Annotated in this window: 19 protein-coding genes, 2 tRNA genes and 1 pseudogene; 14 read left to right on the forward strand and 8 right to left on the reverse strand. The window is 44.5% G+C overall.

What is annotated here, in order from left to right; genetic code table 11:
* Positions 1-163: 163 nt before the first annotated feature.
* The 3 genes from ACFPFU_RS11705 to ACFPFU_RS11715 all read left to right on the forward strand — a co-directional run bounded on the left by ACFPFU_RS11705 (position 164) and on the right by ACFPFU_RS11715 (position 2,877).
* Entirely contained in the window at positions 164-1,654 is a 1,491-nt protein-coding gene (locus ACFPFU_RS11705; protein ID WP_377064689.1) for an amidohydrolase family protein, read from the forward strand.
* Positions 1,655-1,845: 191 nt separating this feature from the next.
* Complete coding sequence (locus ACFPFU_RS11710) at positions 1,846-2,382, forward strand: YfiT family bacillithiol transferase (RefSeq protein ID WP_377064691.1); 537 nt, start codon at positions 1,846-1,848, stop codon at positions 2,380-2,382.
* A gap of 60 nt (positions 2,383-2,442) precedes the next feature.
* A complete protein-coding gene (locus ACFPFU_RS11715) occupies positions 2,443-2,877 on the forward strand; it encodes a hypothetical protein (RefSeq protein ID WP_377064693.1) in 435 nt (144 codons plus the stop codon).
* Positions 2,878-2,921: 44 nt separating this feature from the next.
* Here the strand turns inward: ACFPFU_RS11715 and ACFPFU_RS11720 are convergent.
* Together ACFPFU_RS11720 and ACFPFU_RS11725 are read right to left on the reverse strand one after the other, a co-directional pair.
* Positions 2,922-2,994: transfer RNA gene (locus tag ACFPFU_RS11720), tRNA-Lys, on the reverse strand.
* Positions 2,995-3,049: 55 nt separating this feature from the next.
* A tRNA-Arg gene (locus tag ACFPFU_RS11725) sits at positions 3,050-3,123 on the reverse strand.
* 192 nt (positions 3,124-3,315) lie between these two features.
* Between ACFPFU_RS11725 and ACFPFU_RS11730 the strand changes: the two genes are divergently transcribed.
* A complete protein-coding gene (locus ACFPFU_RS11730) occupies positions 3,316-4,770 on the forward strand; it encodes a DUF294 nucleotidyltransferase-like domain-containing protein (RefSeq protein ID WP_377064695.1) in 1,455 nt (484 codons plus the stop codon).
* A 92-nt stretch (positions 4,771-4,862) separates the two neighbouring features.
* Positions 4,863-6,194: an MATE family efflux transporter gene (locus tag ACFPFU_RS11735; protein WP_377064697.1), complete on the forward strand. Its 1,332-nt coding sequence runs from the start codon at positions 4,863-4,865 to the stop codon at positions 6,192-6,194.
* Between the two features lie 67 nt (positions 6,195-6,261).
* Here ACFPFU_RS11735 and ACFPFU_RS11740 read toward each other — a convergent pair.
* Both ACFPFU_RS11740 and ACFPFU_RS11745 read right to left on the reverse strand, forming a co-directional pair.
* A pseudogene (locus ACFPFU_RS11740) lies at positions 6,262-6,438 on the reverse strand (DUF2442 domain-containing protein); the annotation flags it as partial.
* Positions 6,439-6,793: 355 nt separating this feature from the next.
* The gene (locus ACFPFU_RS11745) at positions 6,794-7,714 is read right to left on the reverse strand and encodes an endonuclease/exonuclease/phosphatase family protein (protein WP_377064699.1); all 921 of its coding nucleotides are present in this window, start codon (positions 7,712-7,714) and stop codon (positions 6,794-6,796) included.
* Between the two features lie 214 nt (positions 7,715-7,928).
* On the opposite strand from ACFPFU_RS11745, the gene ACFPFU_RS11750 reads away from it, so the two are divergent.
* From ACFPFU_RS11750 to ACFPFU_RS11765, 4 genes are all read left to right on the forward strand, one after another.
* A complete protein-coding gene (locus tag ACFPFU_RS11750; protein WP_377064701.1) occupies positions 7,929-9,098 on the forward strand; it encodes a hypothetical protein in 1,170 nt (389 codons plus the stop codon).
* Between the two features lie 64 nt (positions 9,099-9,162).
* Positions 9,163-9,900 (forward strand): class I SAM-dependent methyltransferase, encoded by a 738-nt coding sequence (locus tag ACFPFU_RS11755; protein WP_377064703.1) that lies wholly within the window; start codon positions 9,163-9,165, stop codon positions 9,898-9,900.
* An 11-nt stretch (positions 9,901-9,911) separates the two neighbouring features.
* Positions 9,912-10,352, forward strand: coding sequence for an NUDIX domain-containing protein (locus tag ACFPFU_RS11760; RefSeq protein WP_377064704.1), 441 nt, complete (start codon positions 9,912-9,914; stop codon positions 10,350-10,352).
* 143 nt (positions 10,353-10,495) lie between these two features.
* Positions 10,496-11,050 carry a GNAT family N-acetyltransferase gene (locus tag ACFPFU_RS11765; RefSeq protein WP_377064706.1) on the forward strand — a complete coding sequence of 185 codons (555 nt, stop codon included), beginning with the start codon at positions 10,496-10,498 and terminating at the stop codon, positions 11,048-11,050.
* A 170-nt stretch (positions 11,051-11,220) separates the two neighbouring features.
* On the opposite strand, the gene gdhA is transcribed toward ACFPFU_RS11765, so the two are convergent.
* The 3 genes from gdhA to ACFPFU_RS11780 form a co-directional block, all read right to left on the reverse strand.
* Positions 11,221-12,573: an NADP-specific glutamate dehydrogenase gene (gene gdhA / locus ACFPFU_RS11770; protein ID WP_377064708.1), complete on the reverse strand. Its 1,353-nt coding sequence runs from the start codon at positions 12,571-12,573 to the stop codon at positions 11,221-11,223.
* 227 nt (positions 12,574-12,800) lie between these two features.
* On the reverse strand, positions 12,801-14,063 hold the full coding sequence (locus tag ACFPFU_RS11775) for an anthranilate synthase component I family protein (protein ID WP_377064710.1): 1,263 nt from the start codon (positions 14,061-14,063) through the stop codon (positions 12,801-12,803).
* Between the two features lie 79 nt (positions 14,064-14,142).
* Positions 14,143-14,865 (reverse strand): YceI family protein, encoded by a 723-nt coding sequence (locus tag ACFPFU_RS11780; RefSeq protein WP_377064712.1) that lies wholly within the window; start codon positions 14,863-14,865, stop codon positions 14,143-14,145.
* 142 nt (positions 14,866-15,007) lie between these two features.
* Between ACFPFU_RS11780 and ACFPFU_RS11785 the strand changes: the two genes are divergently transcribed.
* On the forward strand, positions 15,008-15,520 hold the full coding sequence (locus tag ACFPFU_RS11785) for a gamma carbonic anhydrase family protein (protein WP_377065195.1): 513 nt from the start codon (positions 15,008-15,010) through the stop codon (positions 15,518-15,520).
* An 18-nt stretch (positions 15,521-15,538) separates the two neighbouring features.
* Here ACFPFU_RS11785 and aceK read toward each other — a convergent pair whose 3' ends face one another.
* Entirely contained in the window at positions 15,539-17,266 is a 1,728-nt protein-coding gene (gene aceK, locus ACFPFU_RS11790) for a bifunctional isocitrate dehydrogenase kinase/phosphatase (RefSeq protein WP_377064714.1), read from the reverse strand.
* Between the two features lie 231 nt (positions 17,267-17,497).
* Here aceK and ACFPFU_RS11795 point away from each other — a divergent pair, with 231 nt between their 5' ends.
* From ACFPFU_RS11795 to ACFPFU_RS11810, 4 genes are all read left to right on the forward strand, one after another.
* Positions 17,498-18,142 (forward strand): NUDIX hydrolase, encoded by a 645-nt coding sequence (locus tag ACFPFU_RS11795; RefSeq protein ID WP_377064716.1) that lies wholly within the window; start codon positions 17,498-17,500, stop codon positions 18,140-18,142.
* A gap of 129 nt (positions 18,143-18,271) precedes the next feature.
* Complete coding sequence (locus tag ACFPFU_RS11800) at positions 18,272-19,525, forward strand: DUF819 family protein (protein WP_377064718.1); 1,254 nt, start codon at positions 18,272-18,274, stop codon at positions 19,523-19,525.
* A gap of 3 nt (positions 19,526-19,528) precedes the next feature.
* Positions 19,529-19,762 (forward strand): NAD(P)H-dependent oxidoreductase subunit E, encoded by a 234-nt coding sequence (locus ACFPFU_RS11805; protein WP_377064720.1) that lies wholly within the window; start codon positions 19,529-19,531, stop codon positions 19,760-19,762.
* A gap of 189 nt (positions 19,763-19,951) precedes the next feature.
* Positions 19,952-23,890, forward strand: a complete 3,939-nt coding sequence (locus ACFPFU_RS11810) for a PAS domain S-box protein (RefSeq protein ID WP_377064721.1) — start codon at positions 19,952-19,954, stop codon at positions 23,888-23,890.
* The last annotated feature ends 36 nt before the right edge of the window (positions 23,891-23,926 follow it).

Genomic DNA, 23,926 nt, shown 5'->3' on the forward strand with positions numbered 1-23,926 from the left:
CGGCAATCGAATCAGGAGTTTTTGACCGGGATTCAGGAAATTTTCGATTGGCAGCTTAAAATCAATCAAAATGAAGCGTTTAAGGCAGATTATTCTACCCACAAGAAGGTTTTTAGACGAACTGACGTTGATCGCCTGAAAATTTTGACTTAAACTTAATCCTATGAAAACAGAAATTTTTGTAGTACAAAAAGGTCACGTGACTCGTAATAGGGTTCCACAAGGGGAAAAACCGGTTTTTTCGACGTTCTGGTTACGCTATCTATTGATGGTGCTACTTACCCCCGCTTTTTTTATGGGCTGTGCGCCCGCTGTCGACACAAGTATTACTACAATTTTGAGGAATTGTACACTTATCGATGGCACTGGTAATCCTCCGGTACAAGAAGCAGTGGTTGCATTAGCAGGGGATCGCATTGCATACGCAGGGCCAATTTCTGACGCCCCGCGTGCTCCGGCAGATGCAGACGTTATTGATCTCTCAGGCAAATTTGTTATTCCCGGATTAATCGATATGCACGCTCACATTGATCAAGGAAGGTATGCCCCCAAATTTCTTGCCCAGCTTGTAGCATTTGGGATTACTACTGTACGAGCACCATCAAATCCAGTTGTTGAACTTAGGGAGCGCGTCCGCAAGGGTGAAATTGTGGGTCCGGACCTATACCTTGCCGGCATCCTTATCAATGGTCCCTTATCATTCTATGGACAACGTGGGGAAACGGAAGATGACTACCGTGCGATCGTTGCAAATGATGCAAAAAAAGGCGTGAAATTCGTCAAGGTCTATGCAGGTCTTCCCCCTAATCTAACTGAAGTTGTAATTGATGAAGCACACCGTCAAGGCCTTCGTGTTATCGGTCATTTAGGTGAGACCTCTTGGACTCAAGCCGCTAACGCCGGAATCGATGCAATTACGCATTCTTGGTATTCCGGATTAATCGATGAGGTTATACCCGCAGCATATCGAGAGGAATTTGCCGATTTCTATATTCCTCCTGGCCCGAATGGATTTAATCCGAACCTCTTTGCACGTTGGAGTGAGATCGTAGATGTGCGCGGTCCGGAAGTCATGTCTCTTGCTGATCTACTTAAAGAACATGGGATTGACATTGATCCAACGCTTGTTTTAGGTGAGGCCATGACCTGGGGGAACGACCCGACAGTACTTGAACGATTGGAGCCCGACCTCGCAATGCCTGGACAGGCCGAAACTTGGCGGTCCGGTCCCTTTCCTTACTCAAGCTCTTGGACTGAAGAGCAGTTTTCAGCTGCACAAGAGGCATGGCCATTAATGCTCGAAATAGTTCGGGTCTTCCATGAGCGAGGCGTCCTGCTTACGACTGGTACTGACCTGTTGAATCCCTGGATGACCCCTGGCGTGACCTTGCATCGCGAAATGGAGCTTCTTGTCTCATCTGGGATCCCGCCTCTTGAGGTCTTGTCCATAGCCACGAGAAATGGAGCAGTAGCTCTCGGGATTGAAAATGAAACCGGTACGGTCAATGCCGGGAAAAGGGCAGACTTGGTTATTCTTAGTGCAGACCCCACCCTCTCAATTTCGAATACGCGTGAGATTGAATCCGTCTTTCTCTCAGGTACACGATACGATCCGAATACCCTTCTTCAAATTCAGCCCGATCCGGTTCAATAGTAGGTCTATGAATTTGTGGATTAGTGGCGTAACGCGCGGTATAAATCATTGGGGTGAGAGAGAACTCAAAGTCTCTGCTGCGTGTCAATGTTTGTATCGGTGGATAGTGTTGGGCCCGAAATCCCCAATGTTTCAAACCGCAATCCGTTAGAAGGCCAAAAAGACAGCCGACATAAACAAAAATCACCTATATGACCATAGAAAAATTGAAATTCCCGATAGGAAAGTTTGAAAGCCCGGCCACCATCACCAAGGATGTATTGGCAAAATGGATTTCTGATATTTCTTTATTTCCAGTAAGGCTGTCAAGCGAAGTCAGCTATCTGACAGACGAGCAACTTGACACCCCCTATAGACCTGAGGGTTGGACAATCAGACAGGTGGTTCATCACTGTGCAGACAGCCATATGAACAGTTTAACCCGTTTAAAACTTGCTTTGACAGAAGACCGGCCGACTATAAAACCCTACTTTGAAGACCGGTGGGCAGAACTGGTGGACGCTAAAAATATGCCTATTGGACCCTCCATAAAAATGATAGAAGGCATACACGAAAGATGGACAATTTTGTTGAACAACCTGACCGAAGAACAATATGGGAGAGTATTTATACATCCTGAACAGGGAAAGACTTTTCGGATTGATGAAAATATAGGCCTGTATGCCTGGCACTGTAATCATCATCTTGCCCATATTACCGAAACAAAAAAGCGGAATAACTGGAGATGACAGAAAAGACAAAATCCTGAAACAGTTACAGCGCATAAAAACCTAACCTCAATAATCCGAATGACCAGAAAGGAACACCTTAAATTCCGCTATGGAAAGCTTGGGCTGAAATGGGAAACAGGGCGTCAAAGGCCTGGCTTGGAACGGAAAGCCGGTAAAGGATATCAGAGGGCATTAACTGATTCGCTCCAAAATCAAAAGGAAAAGTATCTTATGAACGGGGTCCATTTATTCAACCTTTCACATGACAAAGATAAAAGAACCTCGATAAATCGATTAGAGGGGGGTGGTGTGATCCCGCTGGGGCTTCCCGAACCGGCCCGCTTCCCCCGCTGCTTCGGGACAGGCTTCTCGCCCAGAACGATTGGTCAGAAACAAAAAAACCCGGATCCAAATACCAGGTTTTTTTTACTTGTGATCCCGCTGGGGCTTCCCGAAATCGCCTCCTGCGGTCGGCTCATCGGGACAGGCTTCTCGCCCCTGGGCGTATGTTGAAATAAAAAAGACCCCGTTCAAAACAACAAGGTCTTTTATTTGTGTGATCCCGCTGGGGCTCGAACCCAGGACCCTAACATTAAAAGTGTTATGCTCTACCAACTGAGCTACGGAATCGTATTTAGAGATGTTTTGTTCACAGTCAGCACTGGAACCTTCACATCAGCGAAAGTGATCCTGTCAGGACTCGAACCTGAAACCTACTGCTTAGAAGGCAGTTGCTCTATCCAGTTGAGCTACAGGACCCAGAATTTCAATGTTTTTTAGCGTGTTGACCCGGCTTTTACCGGGAAAATTGACCTAAAAATGCCCCCTTTTTGAAAGCTTGTGCAAAGGTAAGGCAAGAATTTTTAAATACAAATATTAAATGACAAAAACGCCCCTAAGGCAACAAATCTCCGGAATGTTTGGTTAATTTGTTTTTCATTCCAAGTGAATATGACTGATAATAATATTGCAGGTATAGATGCTTTTTACACCAGGAAGATCCAGGAGATACCGTTAAGACGAATAATATTTTGTACTCCTGAAACACCGATATATGAGGCTGCCCGGCTCATGAAACAGGAAAAAGTCAGTTGCCTGTTTGTCGGTCATGGGCCTGACCAGCTTCAGGGATTTGTTACGGACATCACGTTTAGAGACAATGTCATTGCGGAAAGGGAATCCCTGGAAGGTTCCGTGGCCCATATCATGGATCCAAATCTGGTGGCCATTTCCGGCGACTCTTTTATTTATGAAGCCATTTTGCTGATGTTCCGCACCAAGACCCGCTATCTGCTGGTAAGCAAAGGGGGGCTGTACACAGGCGTTATCAGCAGGAACAAAATATTGACAGAACAGTCCCAGTCGCCATTCATATTTATCCAATCGGTAAAACAGGCCATCAACAAAGAAGAACTGCGCGGAAAGTGGGAGCAGGTTCCGAAGATTGTCCATGAGCTGGTACAGCGGGGCATCAGGGCGGAGATCATTAACCAGATCATATCCACCATCGCCGATACCATCGCGCTGAGGGTGATCGAAAACGTGATCAGGGAAAAGGGAGATCCCCCGGCCAAATTTGTATTCTTCACCTTGGGAAGTGAGGGAAGAAAAGAGCAGACCCTCAAAACGGATCAGGATAACGCCATCATCTATGAAGACAAGGCCAATGAGCACCGCGAAGAGGTAAGGGCATATTTTTTGGACTTTGCGGCAAAAGTGTCGGAGGATTTGGACGCCATCGGGTTCAACTATTGCAAAGGCGGGTTCATGGCCAGTAACCCCAAATGGACCCATTCACTTTCCCATTGGAAAGGAAATTATGCTTCCTGGTTCCAGGAATCCTCCCCGGAGACCGTGATGCGGTATGCGACGTTTTTTGATTGCAGACCCATTTATGGGGATTTTTCTTTGTTGGAAGCCTTAAAGACCTTTATGGATGAGCAGCTCAAAAACCCCCTGGAACGGTTTTATTACAATATGGCCCAAAATATCCTCCAATATGATACCCAGCTTACCTGGTTAAAAAATATCAAAACCTTCAAAGTGGAAGACGAAGAGGTTTTTGATATCAAAAGAGCCATGAGCCCTATGGTGGAAGGCATCCGGTTATATGCCCTTGACGAAAGGATTTTTGAAACCAACACCGGTCAACGGCTTCAGCTGCTGACAGAAAATGGGGTTTTTACCGAAAAAGAAGCCAGGGAATTGTATCATGCTTATTATTACCTCATGGCGCTGAGACTGGAGAAGCAGGCGGAAAGGCTTATCCAGGGGAAAAAAAAGCCCAGGAATTATATTCCTATCCATGAACTGACAAAAGTGCAAATGGTGACGATACGGGAAATTTTTAAGGTGATCAAGGACTTTCAGCTGAAAATTAAAATCCAATTTACCAAGTCTTTTTAGCCTGTGGCAGCATTTTGGTTTTTAATTAATGCCGAATTAGTTACTTTCGTCCACTTCTTCCGTTGGCCATCCCCTCTCCTGACAGAGAAACTATGAGAAACAACAACACTGTTTTCGGTTCGGACCCCGTTGGAAAACTGCTTTTACAGCAGGCGGTACCGGCAGCAGTAGGCATTTTGGTTTTGTCGATTTATGGAATCGTGGATACGATTTTTGTCGGGAGATTCGTGGGTTCTATCGGCATAGCCGTTATTACCGTGGTGCTTCCCATCAACTTTTTGATCTCCAGCGTGGGCATGTCTATTGGCGTGGGCGGCGCCTCCATCATTTCCAGGGCATTTGGGGACAATAACTTTCCACGGGCATTCCGCACTTTTGGTAACCAGATCGGGATGACGTTGATTCTCGGACTGATAGCCGTGGGCGCCGGTTTCGTATTTCTGGAAGACATACTTAAGCTTTTTGGAGGAAAGGGAGAGGTGCTTGAGCCGGCTAAAGAATACTTCAGCGTCATATTGATAGGTATTCCTTTTTTGGCCTGGGCCATGATGAGCAACAATGTCATCCGGGCCGAGGGATACCCCAAAGCGGCAATGTATACGCTGATCGTCCCGGCGGTTTGTAATATTATTCTGGACCCCATTTTTATCGTCTGGCTGGATATGGGAATTAGGGGAGCTGCCTGGGCCACGACGATTTCCTACATGGCCAGCGCCGCATTTACCTTGTGGTTTTTTGTGTTTGGCAAGTCCATCATGAAAGTGAAGCCGTCTTGGTTCCGGCCTGACTTGAGGATTGCAAAGGAAATATCGGCTTTGGGAGCCGTGACTTTGGCCCGGCAGGGTACCGTGAGTGTCCTGGCAATTGTACTGAACAACGTGCTTTTCCAGTACGGCGGGGAAATGGGACTTTCCGTCTATGGCATTATCAACAGGGTCCTGATGTTTGCCAACTTTCCCGTTTTGGGAATCACGCAGGGGTTTGTCCCTATAGCCGGCTATAATTATGGCGCCCGGCTAAAGGACAGGGTCCATTTTGCCATCCGGCTTGCTTTGCGATCTTCTACTGCAATTGCCTTCTGTATATTTCTCGTGATCATGGTTTTTACCAGTTCTCTGGTGAGGGTCTTTACCGAGGACCAGGAACTCATCAGCCAGAGTATCCCTGCGATGAGGAAGACCTTTTTGGCCACACCGTTGTTGGCTTTCAGTCTCATCGGTAGTGCTTATTTTCAAGCCATCGGCAAACCTAAACCGGCATTGTTGCTCGCCTTGAGCAAGCAGGGGATATTTTTGGTGCCTTTGGTGATTTTGATGCCGATGGTTTTTGGCTTGGAAGGCATCTGGTATGCTTTTCCGATGGCCGATACAGGGGCCGCTGCCATCTCTTATTTTTATTTGAAAAAGGGCACGGATGCACTGTAAGGTGGGATTTCCGGGATTAAAGAATGCGGACAATGGTTGCTATATGCCCAGGTGCGGAATTTCAAGATTAGGCCACGTTTCTATTTTCTTCGTCAAGTTCTCGTAGGTAATTAGGGCACATGTCAAATCCATTTTCCCACTCAAGGCCACCCCCTTCTTCAATTCTTACTTTTCTAAATTCATTTTCGTCTAGCAGCTCTTGTGTGAACCCTTTACCGATATGAGACCGAACATTAACGGTTTTTTCATACCCATCTTAAAACTTTAGCCATATATGATAGTTTGATAAAACTTCAAACTCTATAATTTCATTCATAGCGCATTATTTTTTCTATTCAAACAGCCTAAATTTAAGAAAAGTTACTTTTTGAATGAATAGTTAGAAAAAGAGCAATTTTAATGAGGCCCGATTTCTTTTTCTTATGCCGGGTTTTGTCCACGGATCCCGGAACAAGTCCGGGACAGGTTTGCACAGCCTGCCCCGTCCGCCAGCTGGGTGCCTACGCTAAAGCTATGGCAACAGCGTGCGGATCGGGATTCGGGGGATTGACACGGATTTTATTTGGGGGCAGTTGTTTGGAAATAAACCCCATCCGTAATCAGGGATGGGTGTTTTCCCATTTGAATTCCGCGACTACCGGATAATGGTCCGACAGATGCTCCGGCTCCCCGGAATTGATGACTTTAGCATCTATACAACGGTTTTCCAAAACCGGGCTGACCAGGATATAGTCAATCCTGCCGTGTTGTTTTTTGCCGGCTTCTGATTTATCAATGACCACGGGAGTGGGGAAGGAATGTCTTTTTTCAACTTCCATATGCTTTTCCACCACATCTATGAGGGGAAGGGAAAGAAACCTGGCCATAACGCTATAATCGAATTGACCATCCCGAAGGGTTTGGTAAGCACCTTCCCCTTTTTCAACATACCTTAGGCTGTCGGCCTGCCGGTTGTTTTCCAGGGCATGAGGATTAAGCCGGTCGAGTTGGGCATCAAAGGGGGAGTGGGCATTGAAATCCCCCAACACCATAAAGGCGCTTTTGCCGGTTTTTACCAAGGCATTTTCCATATAAGAGGTGATCATTTCAGCTTCCCGGCGCCGAAACCGCCAGTCATGGGGGCTGAGATGGACCACCAAAAAATCAATACCTGCTGTCCGGACATGGAGCATGCCATGCCACAAGCCGCCCAACATCCTGGCTTGTAGCTGCAGAGGGGTTTTGGAGGTGATGCCGATAGGATAGCCGTCTTCTTTTAATAAGATCGCATGCGGATGCCCCCACTGGCTTGCAAGTTGTTCCAGTTTTTCCTGCGTAAAATCGTTGAGCTCCTGGAAGCCGATCACGTCAGCATCCTCGTTTTTTAACCAGGCTACCATGGCCTGCTCCCGGTCTTTGTCCTTTCCCCAGTCAAAACCATTCCAAATGTTGTAGCTGATGACCTTCAGGTGGGAGGATTGCGGGAATAAAGGGGAGAAGCTGTTCAATAGGAAGAACAGGAGCAATAATTTCTTTGTCATGGCACTTTGGGTTGAAGATTAAATATAAAGGATTTTTGGTTAAACAAGGGAGAAACTGGGGCAGTTTTATAGCTTTAAAGGGCACGACGGATGGCATCGATTGCTTAGACAAAAGTGAATCGGCCCCTCTCTTGGTTATATCCCTGTACAAAACTATCTTACGTATTAATCAACATGGTCACATGCATTTTATCATGAGGGAATTCAGGATTTCATGGACTTTATTATCCTAGCACTTGTTTTGGGTGGGGTGACTTGGTCAAACCACAGGCTAGCAAAGAAGCAGCACTTTTCTACTTTCTCTATCTGGTCCCTACAAGGTTTGTGGGTCTATCATCTCTTGTTTTCCTGGATATTTTACCGGTTCATTGTGCTTTATGGCGGGGATGCCCAAAGTTATTGGGCTTTAACGGCGGATACTTCACGTACCGGGGATACTTGGATGGCCCATTGGGGGCTGGGGACATTCTTTATTCAATGGCTGAATTACCTGCCGGCTGGGATACTCGGCATTGGTTTTCTTACAGGCAACCTGCTGTATGCAGCGCTGTCCTTTATAGGGTTCCGGGAACTCCTGTGTATGGTTCGCGATTCTTCAGTAACTTTTGGGAAAAGCTGGAGGGAAAAAGCCTGGGTGTTGCTGTTGTTCACACCTAACGTACATTTTTGGACAGCGGGTATTGGAAAGGAAGCCCTTTTATGGTTGGGATTGGTGTGGGTATTAAAGGGTTTTATACAATTTCCCCGGAACTGGATCTATTTATCGGCGGGCATCCTGCTGACTTTTTTGACCAGGCCTTTCAGCAGTCTTATTGTTTTAACGGTATTGTTGGTAGTGCTTCCGTTTCAAAATATCTTCAGACCCTATCGGAAATGGGCGGTCATGACTTCTGCCCTGCTTTTGCTATCCATTGCGGCATACAAATGGTTTCAGGGCTACACCCAATTTGGTTTTTCCAGTTCCTGGGTCACAGCCATGTTTCAGGAACAGATGGCATTTTTGCGGACTTTCAATGCGGGCTCTGAGGTCCCTATGGAGACCTACTCATTCCCGGAAAAATTATGGACGGTATGGTTTAGACCTATTTGGGAACACGAAGGAGGGATTTGGTTCCTCGCAGCATCTTTAGAAAACAGCTTTGCCCTGCTGCTGTTTTCGTTGGGGATATGGGGCTTGATTTTCAGAAAAAGGAAGACAGTCCCGCTTTTTTTGATAGCGGGATCGGCCGTTGGGATACTGATGTGTTTGCTGTATGCATTCACACTGAATAATCTGGGTATTATGATGAGGATGAAGAGTATATATATGATAATATTCTACATGACAGCGTATTTCCTGTTTTTATCGGAAGGCGGTACAAAACGGAAAGGGGTTATGCGTTAATTAGTTCTAGCTATTCAAATTGTTTCCTTGCGTTAATAGAACGCTGAGAGATTGCCGACACATCATGAAAGATAACTTTTCCACAAAAGCGGATGATTATGCCAGATACCGGCCGGAATATCCCGACGCGGTATTCGAGTATTTAGAACATATCCTGCCCCGTAAGGAAAACGCCTGGGACTGTGCCACAGGAAACGGGCAGGTGGCAGTCAGGCTGGCTTCCTTTTTTGATCAGGTTTATGCGACAGATATCAGCAAGTCCCAATTGGAACATGCACACCGGCACCCGAATATCCAATATTCCCTGCAACCTGCGGAGAAAACCGGTTTCCCCGCGGGTTTTTTTGACCTGATTACGGTGGGACAGGCCATACATTGGTTTGATTTCGAAAGATTTTATCCTGAAGTGAAGCGCACTGCAAGAAAAAACGCTTTGTTGGTGATCCTGGGCTATGGCCGTATCCAGGTCAATCCGAATATAGATCAATGCATAGACGAGCTGTATACCCATATAGTGGGAAAATACTGGGACGCAGAAAGAAAATATGTCGAAGAAGGCTACAGGACCATACCGTTTCCCTTTGAGGAACTTCCGGTTCCCGTTTTTCACCTTTCCATGGATTGGACGCTGGGCCATCTGAGAGGTTATTTGGAAACTTGGTCGGCTGTAAAACACTATATGAGGCATCATCAGAAGAACCCGGTAGCAATAATCTACCCCAAGTTAAAAGCCGGGTGGGGAGAGCAAGAAAAGAGAACAGTAAATTTTCCGTTATTATTGCGGATAGGAAAAATCAACTAAATTTAAATACAATGGACCATACCACGCAGATATTACCGGCTGTGGCCGCGGTGATTTTCAACGAAGCAGGGGAGGTATTGCTACAAAAAAGAAAGGATGTGGAGAAGTGGTGTGTAATATCGGGTCATGTGGAGTTCGGTGAAACCGTAGAGCAAGCCGTGTTGAGGGAAATCGAAGAGGAGACCGGGAAAAAAGCAAGCATAATCCGGCTGATAGGCGTATATTCAAGCCCCGGTTCGCAAACGTACTTTTATCGGGAAAAAACAATTCAGTATGTCACGACTTATTTCGAAGCGGTTTTGGATTCAGAAATTGAGAAAGGCTTTAAAAACCAGGAAACGGTTGAGTTAAAGTATTTTCACTCTGATCATATTCCGGCTGACCTGGCACTGATCAATCCGAATTGGCTTAAGGACGCGCTGGACAGAACGGTCCCCGCTTTTGTTCGTTAAAAAGCGCTTACAAGAACAAACAGAACAAAAAGGGGGGCATTTGGGTCTGTTGGGTTACCAATAGGCAGGCCTTGAAGTAGAAAATAGATGTGTGGGCTTTTCGCCTTCCTATAGCAAATTTGAAATCCTAAAACTGATATACCATGAAATACCTGCTGGAAGGACAGGAGACGGACCGCCTCCGTTTCAGAAAAATCAATTTGTCTGATTTTGACGACTGGCTGGAATTCCATAAAGATCCTTTGACAAGGGTGCATTGGAAGATGGATTACGATAGCCCTGGCGAAGAATGCCGTAAATGGTATGAAAAGCAACAGTTTCGTTATGAAAACGGGTTGGGGGGTATGAATGCACTGATTGAAAAGGAGACGGGGAAATTGGTGGGTCACTGCGGGCTTTTGGTACAGCCGGTGGATGGATTAAGGGAGCTTGAAATCGGTTACTCCCTTTTGCGGGAATTTTGGAACAGAGGTCTGGCCACCGAGGCAGCCATCAAATGCAAGGATTTCGCGTTTGAGAACCTGCTGGCCGAATCCCTGATTTCAATCATCAGTTTGACCAATACTCCCTCACAGCGGGTTGCCCTCAAAAACGGGATGCGGATGGAAAAAACCACAGTGTACAAAGATAACCCCGTCCGCATTTTCAGGGTACATCTATCGGAATGGGATGGTCATCAAAAAGACCGGCAGCGATGAATTGCAGCCTGAAACCGGCCTGCCGGACCGGTTTCAAGATGCTTATAATACGTCATCATCCATTACAGGTTTCATGCGAAGGAAGGTTTTCCGGTGGCGTATGCCCGTTTGATTGGAGCGTATCTGACCGGTTTCCCTGCAACTTTGCATAAAACCTGTTGGACCATACTTTATCCAAAAATACCCTGGGCCATCATGGCTTTGGATACTTTTACAAAGGCACTCATGTTGGCCGCGTTCAGGTAATCATGTTCCTTCAGCCCATAATCGTGGATGGTCACCAGACAGTTTTCCTGGATGGTCTTCATCAGGGTGCGCAATTCCTTTTCCAGATCTGATTTGGTCCAGTACCTGCCCAGACGGTTTTGGCTCATTTCAAGGCCGGATACGGCCACGCCGCCTGCATTGGCAGCCTTGCCTGGACCATACAGTATCCTGGTTTTTCTGATAAAGGCGATGGCATCAGGTGTGGTGGGCATATTGGCCCCTTCCGCCAATAAAATCAGCTTGTTGCTTTTCAGTTCTTTGGCGTCATCCAGGGTCAATTCATTCTGTGTGGCACAGGGAAAAGCACAATCCGCGGGAATAGACCAGATGCTGCTTTTCCCCGCTTCCGTAAAGACGGCGTTTTTATATTTTTCAGCATAGACAGCCACACTTTTCTTTTGGCCGTTTTTGATGTCTTTTATATAACTCAGCTTGGATTCGTTGATGCCATCAGGGTCGTGCACAAAGCCTGTGGAGTCTGAAAAAGCCACCACTTTGGCCTTTTCCTGAAGAAGTTTTTCCATGGCAAACTGGGAGACATTTCCGGCACCGGATACCAAGCAGACCTTGTTCTCCAAAGCCTCATCTATTTCTGCCAGCATGAACTGGGCAAAATGGATCAATCCGTAGCCCGTGGCTTCGGGCCGCAAGTGCGAGCCTCCCCAGTCAAGCCCCTTGCCGGTGATCATCCCCTGAAATTCGTTTTTTATCTTTTTATAAGCACCAAAAAGGTATCCGATTTCCCGCTCCCCAACGCCGATATCCCCAGCCGGCACGTCAGTAAAATGACCGATGTGCCTATAAGCTTCGGTCATCCAGGATTGGCAAAAACGCATGATTTCCCCATCGGATTTTCCTTTGGGATCAAAGTCGGCCCCTCCTTTTCCTGCTCCCAAAGGAAGGCCAGTCAGCGCATTTTTAAAGATCTGTTCAAAAGCTAAAAATTTAAGAATACTTTGGTTAACGGAGGGATGAAACCTCAGGCCGCCTTTATAAGGACCAATCGCGCTGTTCATCTGCACACGGTATCCCTTATTGACCTGGACTTGATTGTTGTCGTCTGTCCAACAGACTTTAAAACTGACAATGCGCTCAGGCTCGCAAAGTCTTTCAAACACCTTTTCTCTTATATAGATGCCGTTATCTTTTAATAATGGTTGTATGCTTTCAAAAACCTCTTCAACTGCCTGATGAAATTCCGGTTCATGCGGGTTTCTTTCTTTTATAAAATGCAGAATTTGTTTTAGTGTAGTCATTTATATATGGTTATTAAATATGCTGTATGGTTTACCGGCGGCGGGAAACTGAAGATATCAAATTCAATAATTCATCATCTCTATGGGTAGAGATTTCGTCGGAGCGAAAAAGCGGTAAAGATTCCTTTTTACGATGCATCAAACAGTGTTTTAAATAAAATGTATAGGGATTACGGATTTTCCATAATCCAACCGCATTAATGATAGGAGGTGCTGTTTTGACCGGGTTACAGGTGTTTATGCTGAAGTGCCCTGAGCAGCGCTTGAGCCTTCAATTGACATTCGGCATATTCGTCTTCAGGATTGGCATCGGAGGTAATCGCACTGCCGACCCCAAAATAATACTTTCCGGATACTATATCCAAAACGATACTTCTGATAATCACACTGAAATCAAAATCCCCGTTTTCGTCTATATACCCGAGCGTACCCGAAAACCACGATCTTTTAAAGGTCTCATACTGATCGATTAACTCCATGCATTTAATTTTTGGTGCACCGGTCATACTTCCCATCGGAAAGGTGCTTGCAATGATTTTCGCAAAGTTAGCATCATCTTTCAAAACGCACGTTACCGTTGAAATCATTTGGGTAATCTGTTTGAAAGAATAGACACCAAATAATTCTTTTACCGTGATTTTTCCGGTTTGGGCTATTTTCGAAAGATCATTCCTCATCAGATCCACAATCATCAGGTTTTCGGCACGCTCTTTTTCGCTTTGCAGGAGTGATTTTTTCAGATGGGTGTCCTCTTGGACTGTTGCCCCTCTTCTTACACTTCCCTTCATGGGCTGGGCCATCAACACGTTTCCTTTTTTCTTCAAAAACCGTTCCGGTGAGGCACCCACCAATACCAAACCATTTGCTTTAAAGTAGGCGCTGAAGGGCATGGGTGAAATCTTGCACAGATCAAAGTATAAGGTTACCGGATCAATGGATGAAAAAGTACCTTGATACGCCATACAATAATTCATTTCATAGATATCCCCTTCAATAATATGTTCCTGTATTTTTTTGAAAACACGGTGATATGATTCCTGTGTATGGCTGCAATGGATATTGATAAAATTGAAGGGGAAAGTATACGCTTCATAATCATAATTACAGATTTGTTGATAGATCGCTTCAGGATGGGAGTGCCGGATAAGGGCCTCTTGACCCTCGATTTCTACGATAAGGCCGGGGAGAAAAAAGAGCGAGTCCGGACAGGTAAAGAAAGCAGGATTTTCACTGCTCAGGTTTTCATAACTGTTTTTTTGGTCGTAACCAATGATACCAGCTTTGGGAAGGGCGGAAGGCAGGGATGCTAAATCTTCCAGGGAAACAGCTGATTCGCCGGCATATAGCACATGTTTGAAGCCACTTTCAGGATACGGCTGGTTGTTTGGGTTAAAATAAGCAACATAAGGGTAAGTTATGTCTGCCCATTTTAGCAATTGTTTGATCCATTTGTCGGAAATATTGACCCTGAAACCGAGCATGCTTTTCATGGGAACAAATTAACCAATAAAAACAAAACAGGAGACAAGGTGCCTCCTGTTTTTATAAGTAATCAACTAAAAGTTGGTATTAGTTTGCTTTGATATCGAATTCTACACTGACAGAATTATAGATGAAACGATCAGCGGCTTTATTGGCCACGCCGGCTTCATCACCATAGGAAAGCCCCCATTCGGTCCGGTCTATGTTGAAACCTGCATGAGCCGTCACCGCATTGTTGTCCACAGAAATACGGGCAGGGAATTTGATGTTCTTGGTGGTGCCCCTCATGGTGAGGTTTCCGCTGATCCAGTGGGTAGGACTGTCCGGAGCCAGTTCTGAGGCGCTTTTAGGGGTGTTATCTGAAGCAAATTCTTCTTTGTCCTCTACCAGGTTCCCCGATCCATAAGAAATGATTTCCGTAACCTCAAATTTGGCTTCGGGATAATTGGTTGCATCAAAAAAATCATCTGACTGTAGGTGATTCCATAATTTGGTGTGGTTTTCGTCGCTTTTTTCCATGTCATGGATCTCCAGCGCCGTAATATCAAAAGTAAAATTCCCAGCGGTGATTTCATTGCCTTCCACCGTCAATTCTCCACCGGTAATAGGAATGATGCCATAATGCTGGCCGGTAGGCTTATAGCCCCTCCAATTAACTTTGCTGGTGGAATGGTCCAGTGACAATGTCTGACCGCTGCCGGCTGCCACTTCCTGGGCATCTTTGGTTTCTACCGTATCAGCACTTCCGCCACAGCTAAAAGCGACAAGCGCCAGAGCAGACACAATTCCTGTAGTCTTCAATAATTTCATGTTAAATAGTTTTTAGATAAGGTTATGATATTGTATGTATGTACATGAAAACTGTTTTTGACCAAAAAAGTTCAGAAGTTTGGAAAATAATTTAGCTTTGGGAGTTGAAGTTCTTAATAGCAGGGATTACCGATTGTCATTTATGGCACTTATCAGAAAAGTAAAGGATAAAACTCCGCAGTGGGGCGCAGGTTGTTGGTTGGCAGACAATGCTACCGTGGTTGGCGATGTGATTATGGGGGACAACTGTACCGTTTGGTTCAATGCAGTGGTCAGAGGCGATGTCCATGAAATCAGGATAGGGGATAATACCAATATACAGGATGGTGCGGTGATCCATTGCACCTATATAAAAGCAGCTACCTATATAGGGAACAATGTGTCCATAGCCCACAAGGCCATCGTCCATGGATGTACCATTCAGGACAACGTGCTGATCGGCATGGGGGCCATTGTAATGGATGGCGCCGTGGTGGAAGAAGGTGCGGTCATTGCTGCCGGCGCCGTGGTACTCGCGGGGGCCAGGGTGGAAAAAAACTGCATATACGGGGGAATACCGGCCCGGAAAATAAAAGAAACAGGACCGGAAATGGCGGAGGTAATCCGTCGTACGGCAGAAAACTATCCTATGTACGCCTCTTGGTACAAAGAATGATGAACCAATTAACGCTGTTTATATTTCCTCTTCCGGTCTGAAGCGCATACAGTGCGGATAAGGGAAGGCGTGGAGAAGTTCGCCGTTTTTGATTTTATTCTGGATGGAAATCCACGTTTCGGGTTCAAAAAGTTGCCGGTGAAAATCAAAGAAATACGCTCTCACGTCTTTTCTTCCTATCATGAACCTTTTGAAATCTTCAGGAAAGACATCGTTTTTACCTATTTCATACCATGGTTCGGAAGCATATATTTGTTCATAGCTTTCCGGCTTGGGTTTTTTCCGGAAATTCATGTCCACCAAAAACTCTATTTCATCATAATCATAAAAAATCACCCGTTTCTGGCGGGTAACGCCAAAGTTTTTGGTCATCATGTCGCCGGGAAAAATATTGGCCTGGGCGAGCTGCAATATTGAGTTGCCGTATTCTTCCACAGCCTGTTGGGCATCCTGAAAGGAACAATTCTCCAGGAAAATGTTCAGCGGCATCAGCCGCCTTTCTGTATAGAGATGTTTGATGATCAGGGTGTCTCCTTTGATTTCCAACAGAGAATTGACCGTGTTTTTCAGTTCTTTCATGAGATCCGGATGTATTCTGTCTAAAGGAAGATGAAAGTTTTCAAATTCATGGGTGTCCGCCATTCTTCCCACGCGATCATGTAGACCTACCAGCTTGTATTTTTCCTTTACCTGTTGCCGGGTCATGGTTTTAGGCGGATCAAAATGGTCTTTGATCAATTTAAAAACGATATTGTAGGAAGGGAGCGTGAAGACTGCCATCACCATTCCCTTGATACCCGGGGCCAGCACAAATTGGTCGTCGCTGTTATTCAAATGATCGATAAAATCCCTGTAAAAAGCTGTTTTCCCATGTTTGTTGAATCCGATGGCATTGTAGAGTTCATGAGGCCTTTTATGGGAAATGACCGAATTAAGGAAAGCCACCACCTGCGCAGGAACTTTGATTTCGGCCATAAAATAAGAACGGGTATAGCTGAAAATGCTGCTCATGATATTGGGGTCAAATATCAAGGTATCGGCAAAGACACCTTTCTCGTTGTGGACGAACGGTATGATAAAAGGCATCCATTTTTTACCTACATAGGTCCTGCCAATAAGGTATGCCGCTTTGTTTCGGTAAAAGACATTCTTGAGCACCTGTGTGGTGGTTTCGGTGGTTGTAGGGTACCTGCTGAGGATTACTTCCCGAACCTCTTTGACTAAAAATCCAATGTCTTCTTCTTTATTATAATAGGGCACCCCGAAATCAAAATCATCCATAATTTTTCTGAAAATCTTTTCAATGTCCCAGTTTGCAGGGTAGTTATAAAACAGACCGGGGTCAGCTTCTGCTTTTTTATCTTCAAACGGATCATCTACAAACATCAGTTCTTTATCTATGGACATTCCCGGATAGGTCTTTCTGATGACGGAGTTGAAAAAGGATGCCGCCAACTCTCTGTCTTCCATGTGGGCAACACGTTGCGTAAATAGTTTTTTATTGGCTTTCCAAATTTGTCTGTCATCTACGGCATCCGCAAGAACAGCTTTGCATAGATCTATGATCACTTTCAGGTGATCCTTGTACAGCCGTAATCTTTTTTTATGGTTTTCTTGTAGCCCAGCCCAGTTTCTGGCTACAAAATTTTCGGGAGCCAGCTTGGTAATCCGATTGAAATCCGTCATGTATTTTTCATAACCGCTCAGGATGATCTCCACTGTTTTTTCTATCGGTTTTTTATTCATTTCAACTGATTTTGGTCAAAAATCTCCTTTAGCTTATTAAGCTTCCCGGTTTTTCAAATACAATTTTTCACGTCTAAATAGTGAAACTTTGTAAATATTAAATTATTCCTTAAATTTCCCCCAGTTTATTCAATTATTGAATAAAACCCAATAGGTTTAATAGGTTTGATAAGTGAAAAAGGCCCGGACAATGTCCAGGCCTTTTTTGTATCTTCGATACCTGAATTTTAGATGATGAAGGATTTTCTTACGTTGATCAATAAATTGGAAAGGGGTCTAAAGCAGCCTTTGCCTGGAAGAAAAGGACAGATCATCATGGCGCCGCAGCCTGTAGAAGAAGAACGCTTTGCGCCGGATCCGGGAAATGACACCAGGAAAGGGGCGGTAATGATCCTGATCTATCCAGACCGTGCCCTGAGTAAGGTGCCATTTATTAAGAGGGCTGTTTACCCGGGAGCACACAGCGGACAGGTTTCGTTCCCCGGAGGAAAGTGGGAGCAAACAGACCTGGATTTAGAGGCTACGGCCATAAGGGAAACAGAAGAAGAGCTGGGTGTGGAAGGAAGCCGGATCAGCGTTATTGGGGAACTTACCCCGTTATATATTCCGCCGAGTAATTTTACCGTACAGCCTTTTGTGGGATTTACGGAAAATGAGCCCGTTTTTAATCCTGATCCACGTGAAGTGGCGCGGGTAATTTCCTGTGACTTTTATACTTTATTGGATTACAAAATCAGAAAGGAAAAACTTTTGGACCTGAAAGGAGGGGCCAAAATCAATGCACCCTATTTTGCCATCGCTAATGAAATGGTTTGGGGGGCTACTGCTATGATATTAAGTGAGTTGCTGTCGATTTTGGAGAGTATAGGGGAGTAGGGAAATGTCCCAGCTATCGCCATTGATTTTTTTTGGGAGCGTACTTTGTGACATAAAATGAAACAGTACCTATAAAAATATTTTGATTTTGGCAATTATATGACCTTTCTTAGCGGAAAATAATCGAACATGGAATCCACCAACCCTTTAATTGAAAACGATGCCGTAACACTGGGTTTATTAATGACTGTTTTAGCCTTGGTCTTTTATACTTCAGCAAGTGATTCCGTCTTTTTCAGAAGATTTTACCGGGTAGTACCCACCATCCTGCTATGTTATTTCCTTCCGGCGCTTATGAACACTTTTGGGTTGATATCAGGAGAAAATTCGCAGCTTTATTTTGTAGCATCAAGATATCTTTTGCCTGCTTCATTGGTATTGTTAACGCTAAGTATCGATTTGAAAAGCATTCTTAAACTGGGTCCCAAAGCCTTGATCATGTTTTTGGCGGGTACCACCGGAATCATAGTGGGTGGTCCATTGGCCTTATTTATAGTATCCCTGTTTTATCCGGATGTGTTAGGGGGGGCAGGAGCGGAGGAAACCTGGAGAGGACTGGCTACTATCGCGGGTAGCTGGATAGGGGGCAGCGCCAACCAAACCGCAATGTTGGAAGTATTTGGCGCCAGCCCCACGCTTTTTGCCCAGATGATAGCGGTTGACGTGATTGTTGCCAACATATGGATGGCGGTGCTGCTTTATTGGGCAGCCAAGCCGGAGGTGATTGATGGAAGATTTGGTGCAGACAGCAGTGTTATTGAATCCCTCAAGTCAAAGGTGGAGCAATACCGGAAAAGCATCATGAAAATACCTTCAATGGCTGATACGATGGTAATCCTCGGTCTCGGTTTTTTTGTAACGGGTTTATCCCACCTTTTTGCGGATATCCTGGCTCCTTGGATCAGAGAAAATTATCCCTCTCTGCGGCAATACTCTCTTGATTCCTCATTTTTCTGGATAGTGATTCTGGCGACTACCGGGGGGCTGCTGCTTTCGTTCACGAGAATGAGAAAGTTGGAAGGGGCAGGAGCCTCCAGATTGGGCAGTGTTCTCCTGTACGTTTTGGTGGCCACTATAGGCATGCAAATGGACCTGAGGGCGGTTTTGGATAATCCGGTCTTTTTTTTGATAGGTATGTTATGGATGTTGGTACATATTATTATTATGCTTGTGGTGGCCTATTTCATCAAAGCCCCCTTCTTCTTTGTTGCAGTAGGTTCACAGGCCAATGTGGGAGGAGCGGCATCGGCTCCCATCGTGGCTTCTGCTTTCAATCCCTCACTTGCACCGGTCGGGGTTTTGCTGGCAGTTTTGGGATATGCGGTCGGTACTTACGGGGCATATATTTGCGGGATTTTGTTACAAGGAGCATTTGGAGGATAGGCTATGGCAACTTACAGAAAATTTGTATTCGTTTGTACAGGTTCTGATTGTAAAAGGAACGGATGTAAGTCTTTTTTGAAGGAAGTGAAAAATCTTGTGAAAATGGACAGCCATAAAGGAAAATATAAAATAGTAAAAACAAAGTGCATGGATTTCTGTAAGTCAGGGCCTATCGCAGTGTATAATAATGAGGTAATCAAAAATGGAAGCATTGAAGAGCTTCGTGGGAAATTTTAATTTGCGGTAAATTCATGGTAGAATTCGGTTTTTTGATATTAATTATTGGGCAAATAATTCAATATTTCATAGCATAAATTAAATTGTTTAAATTTTGTTGTTAAATTAACGATTAAATTGTTAATACTCTGAGTAAGTGGGGCATCAATCTAAAAGATTCGGTTATATTGTCGTTATTGATTTTTAAGGATGGAAGTAGGTTTACAAAGCGGACTGGATTATAGCAACAGCAATAGCCAGGAATTGCTTTTGGTGTTCAATGAGGAAAATATAATCTTCTCCGAAGGAGAATGGAGCTTTTTGAGCAGTAAAGTAAATCGCTGGGAAGATTGTTTGAGGGCATTTCCTGATGCAGAAGAAGATATCCGTGTTTTTTTTAAGGATAAAACGAAGCCATATTATTTTTCCGTTCATCAATCTTCTTTCCTGCCCGGATGGCAGATCAAAGTAGAGGGCAAACAAATCAAGGGAAATGGTAAAATATGTTGCGTGACCGGGACTTTCCAGAACGGAAGGATGGCCGTAAAGAATATTTTGAGAACAGATCCGGCCGAAGAACGTGAATATTTGAATCAGGCAGAGTCTCTTTTGCACCGTAAAATCGAGTTTGAACGGATGATCAACTGGGTTTCCACCTGTTTTTTGAACGCCTCCGATGAAAATTGGGACGAAATTTTCAGAAACGCCCTTTCCATGCTGGGCTATTCCCAAAATGCGGATAGAGCCAACTTTTTTGTGGTTCATGAAAACATAAAACTTCTGGAATGTGTGTTTGAATGGACAAAAACAAGTTTACCTGTAAATAAAAAAATATACCAGTCGCTAAATTACGCAGGAGAAGAAAGGTTTATAGAAGAATTATGCAGCAAGAGGGTGAGGATAATCTCGGATCTTGAAAAACTCCCTGATGAATTTGTTTTTGAGAAATTTGTCGCCCGGAAATTCGGGGTAAAGGCTTTTATAGCCGTGCCTATATTTGCTGAGAACAAACTATTAGGTTTGTACGCGTTGAGCTGCGAGAAGGAGAATCCGGAATGGGAGGACGGGAGGCGTGACGAATATATACTTCGGCAGTTCAGTGATGTGTTTGGCGCGGCCTTGGTCAACAGATCCACTAAAAGCAAGTTGTTTAGGAATGAGAGGTTATTGAGTTCAACGGAACTCCTTGCCAAATCGGGGTCTTGGCGCTTCAACAATCCCGACAGGCATATCTATTTTTCAAAAGGGATAAACAGCATCTTTGAATTGGACGAAGACCTCGAAGTGCTGAGTTTACGGGAGTTCTTTAACCTGATTCCGGTCAAAGACAAGGAAAAGGTTAAATCCAAAGTGCAGAAAGCCATCAATAAACTTAAAACTGTTTCGGGAGAATTTGTTTTTACCAATAAAAAAGGAAAGGAAAAACATATTGCTTACAGTTTACAGGTAAATCAATTGAGTCCTAAAAACAATCTGGAAGTTTTTGGTTATTGTACGGATATCAGCGAGAAGAAGACCGTTGAAAAAAGGTTGCTGCTGGAATCCCAGATATTGGCCCAGGTAAACGAACCTATATATGTTACCGATCTTGGTTTGCAGGTGATATATATGAATGAGGCTGCCATTACAGCAGGCAATGCTGAGTCCACCTTGAAACGCATAGGTGACCTGTTTAGGATTGTGGATGGTAAATCATTTGATATACTGACCCAACGGCCGGTAAAGGACGGGATATCTATGGAGGTGCTTAGTATTCTGGACCGTTCAGGAAACATTGAGCCTTATGAAGTATCTACGAAGCCTATTCAAAATACAGATGGAGAACGGATCGGTTATTCTTTTGTGATTCGCAACCTCACACCAAAAATCGAGCGTGAAGAAATAGCCAGGAAAGCCAAAATCATCGTAGAAAACAGTCCCGCAGTGCTGTTCGCAGTGGAGCCCGGGCAGAACTATAGGTTCACGTATGTCACCGAAAATATTGATCAATTCGGATACCAGGCAGATATGATTCTCAGCGACGTGGCCAGCATAAATGATTGGATCCATCCGGACGATGCCGGGTGCTTTCAGAGAGACTGGGCGGCAGATGACGGGAAGCAGTATAGCCGGGAATACAGGATCATTACTGCTGGCGGAGAAATCAGGTGGGTGGAGGATAAGATCCGCCCTGTATATGACCAAAACGGCAAAATAATATTGCTGGAGGGGATGTTGCAGGATGTGACCGAGAGAAAAAAAGACCGTCAGGAAATCGAGAACATCAAAAACAGGTACAGGGTTTTGGCTTCCAACATCCCTTTTACCAATGTGTTTTTGATTGACAAAAATTTAAAATACCTGGTGACAGAAGGGCCGAATTTTAAATACTGGGGGCTGGATAAATCTTATTTTGAGGGCAAAACGATTTATGAGGCCCACACCACTAACCTTACAGAAATAGCTCCGGTTGTAGATGAAGCTTTGAAAAAAAAATGCACCATCAGCAAGTTGTTGCATTATATGAACAGGGTATACGAGCTTACGGCTAAACCCATCTTTTATGGAGGGGAATTGGAATATATCCTGGGAATTGTCCGTGATATCTCTGAAGAGTACATGGCCAAAAAAGAACTCAAAAGAAGTGAGATCAAGTACAGGAATCTTGTCGAGGAATCTACGGAAATCATCTTCTCGGTTACAGCACAGCTTGAATTGAGTTATGTTTCCCCCAATATTAAACAGTTTTTGGGTTATGAAACTTTTGAGTTTACCTGCGGCGATTTTACAGATTTTCTACATCCTGAAGATGCGAAAACCTTGCTGCAAAAAAATGAAAGCCCTATTTCTTACTTTGAAAACAATCCTGTTTTTGAAGTAAGGCTCCGTCATAAAAAAGGCCATTACCGGGTGTTCAGTTCAAGTGGGAAAGTGATCAGAGATGAAAAGGGGGAAGTCAGGTACTATACAGGCATTGCCAGAGACATCACTAAACTCAAAAATGCCCAAAATGAACTGCTAAAAGCAAAGGAAAAGGCGGAACAGGCGCTTAATGCCAAAAGCCAGTTTCTATCGGTGATGAGCCATGAAATAAGAACCCCAATGAACGCAGTGATCGGTCTTTCCCACTTGCTGCTGGAGGACAATCCCAGGGAGGACCAGTTGGAAAACCTGCGCACATTACAGTTTTCGGCGGAAAACCTGTTGGGCTTGATTAACGATATCCTTGATTTCAATAAAATCGACTCAGGAAAACTGGAACTGGAAAATGTGCCCTTTGAGCCGAAGAATATCATCAATAAAATCATCCGTTCGTACACTTATCAACTCAGGGGGAAAGACTTGAGTATCATTTTTGATGAAGCGCCGGGCATACCGGAAACCGTGGTAGGAGATCCCGTCAGAATAGCACAAATCCTCAATAACCTGATATCCAATGCGATCAAATTTACCGACAAAGGATATGTTAAAATCTCGTTGTCTGCGCCCCGTCAATCTGACAAAGAGGTGACTTTCAGATTTGCGGTACAGGATACCGGTATTGGTATCGCAAAAAATAAAATCAAAAGGATTTTTGAAGCCTTTACCCAGGCAAGTTCCGATACCACGCGTAAATATGGAGGTACCGGATTGGGACTGGCAATTGTAAAAAAACTCGTCAAACTTTTTGGAACTGAAATTCACCTCCAGTCCAAAGTCGGGAAGGGGTCGACATTCTGGTTTGATATTAATTTTGAAAAACATGAAAGGGTTTTAGAGAAACTCCAATCTGCCCAACAAGACGTGACAGCGAATTTGGGGTTGAAGCGGATTTTGGTAGCCGAGGATAATCATGTAAACCAAATTTTGTTGAAAAAGTACCTGTCCAAATGGGGGGTAGGGGACATTCATTTTGCGGAAAACGGCAAAATGGCATTGGAGTTGTTTTTTCAGAATGATTTTGATTTGGTTTTATTGGATCTGCAAATGCCGGAGGTGGACGGTTTTGAGGTTGCGAAAGTCATCCGGAAGTTGGATATTGTGTCCAAAAGAAACATACCCATCATAGCCCTGACAGCCTCTTCGTTAATTGAGGTGAGGGATCAATTGGACGAGGCGGGGATGGACGATTTTATTTCAAAGCCATTTACACCCGAAAACCTGTACGGAAAAATAATAAAGTACCTGTGAACCTTTTTTCGCGTTAATTATCAAACTTGCGACTGG

The organism is Negadavirga shengliensis, assembly GCF_042652345.1.
GTDB lineage: Bacteria > Bacteroidota > Bacteroidia > Cytophagales > Cyclobacteriaceae > Negadavirga > Negadavirga shengliensis.

Excerpts from the sequence above, each read along its gene's own strand:
- ACFPFU_RS11705 (WP_377064689.1), top strand. The coding sequence starts at position 164 with ATGAAAACAGAAATTTTTGTAGTACAAAAAGGTCACGTGACTCGTAAT.
- ACFPFU_RS11710 (WP_377064691.1), top strand. The coding sequence starts at position 1,846 with ATGACCATAGAAAAATTGAAATTCCCGATAGGAAAGTTTGAAAGCCCG.
- ACFPFU_RS11715 (WP_377064693.1), top strand. The coding sequence starts at position 2,443 with ATGACCAGAAAGGAACACCTTAAATTCCGCTATGGAAAGCTTGGGCTG.
- ACFPFU_RS11730 (WP_377064695.1), top strand. The coding sequence starts at position 3,316 with ATGACTGATAATAATATTGCAGGTATAGATGCTTTTTACACCAGGAAG.
- ACFPFU_RS11735 (WP_377064697.1), top strand. The coding sequence starts at position 4,863 with ATGAGAAACAACAACACTGTTTTCGGTTCGGACCCCGTTGGAAAACTG.
- ACFPFU_RS11745 (WP_377064699.1), bottom strand. The coding sequence starts at position 7,714 with ATGACAAAGAAATTATTGCTCCTGTTCTTCCTATTGAACAGCTTCTCC.
- ACFPFU_RS11750 (WP_377064701.1), top strand. The coding sequence starts at position 7,929 with ATGGACTTTATTATCCTAGCACTTGTTTTGGGTGGGGTGACTTGGTCA.
- ACFPFU_RS11755 (WP_377064703.1), top strand. The coding sequence starts at position 9,163 with ATGAAAGATAACTTTTCCACAAAAGCGGATGATTATGCCAGATACCGG.
- ACFPFU_RS11760 (WP_377064704.1), top strand. The coding sequence starts at position 9,912 with ATGGACCATACCACGCAGATATTACCGGCTGTGGCCGCGGTGATTTTC.
- ACFPFU_RS11765 (WP_377064706.1), top strand. The coding sequence starts at position 10,496 with ATGAAATACCTGCTGGAAGGACAGGAGACGGACCGCCTCCGTTTCAGA.
- gdhA (WP_377064708.1), bottom strand. The coding sequence starts at position 12,573 with ATGACTACACTAAAACAAATTCTGCATTTTATAAAAGAAAGAAACCCG.
- ACFPFU_RS11775 (WP_377064710.1), bottom strand. The coding sequence starts at position 14,063 with ATGAAAAGCATGCTCGGTTTCAGGGTCAATATTTCCGACAAATGGATC.
- ACFPFU_RS11780 (WP_377064712.1), bottom strand. The coding sequence starts at position 14,865 with ATGAAATTATTGAAGACTACAGGAATTGTGTCTGCTCTGGCGCTTGTC.
- ACFPFU_RS11785 (WP_377065195.1), top strand. The coding sequence starts at position 15,008 with ATGGCACTTATCAGAAAAGTAAAGGATAAAACTCCGCAGTGGGGCGCA.
- aceK (WP_377064714.1), bottom strand. The coding sequence starts at position 17,266 with ATGAATAAAAAACCGATAGAAAAAACAGTGGAGATCATCCTGAGCGGT.
- ACFPFU_RS11795 (WP_377064716.1), top strand. The coding sequence starts at position 17,498 with ATGATGAAGGATTTTCTTACGTTGATCAATAAATTGGAAAGGGGTCTA.
- ACFPFU_RS11800 (WP_377064718.1), top strand. The coding sequence starts at position 18,272 with ATGGAATCCACCAACCCTTTAATTGAAAACGATGCCGTAACACTGGGT.
- ACFPFU_RS11805 (WP_377064720.1), top strand. The coding sequence starts at position 19,529 with ATGGCAACTTACAGAAAATTTGTATTCGTTTGTACAGGTTCTGATTGT.
- ACFPFU_RS11810 (WP_377064721.1), top strand. The coding sequence starts at position 19,952 with ATGGAAGTAGGTTTACAAAGCGGACTGGATTATAGCAACAGCAATAGC.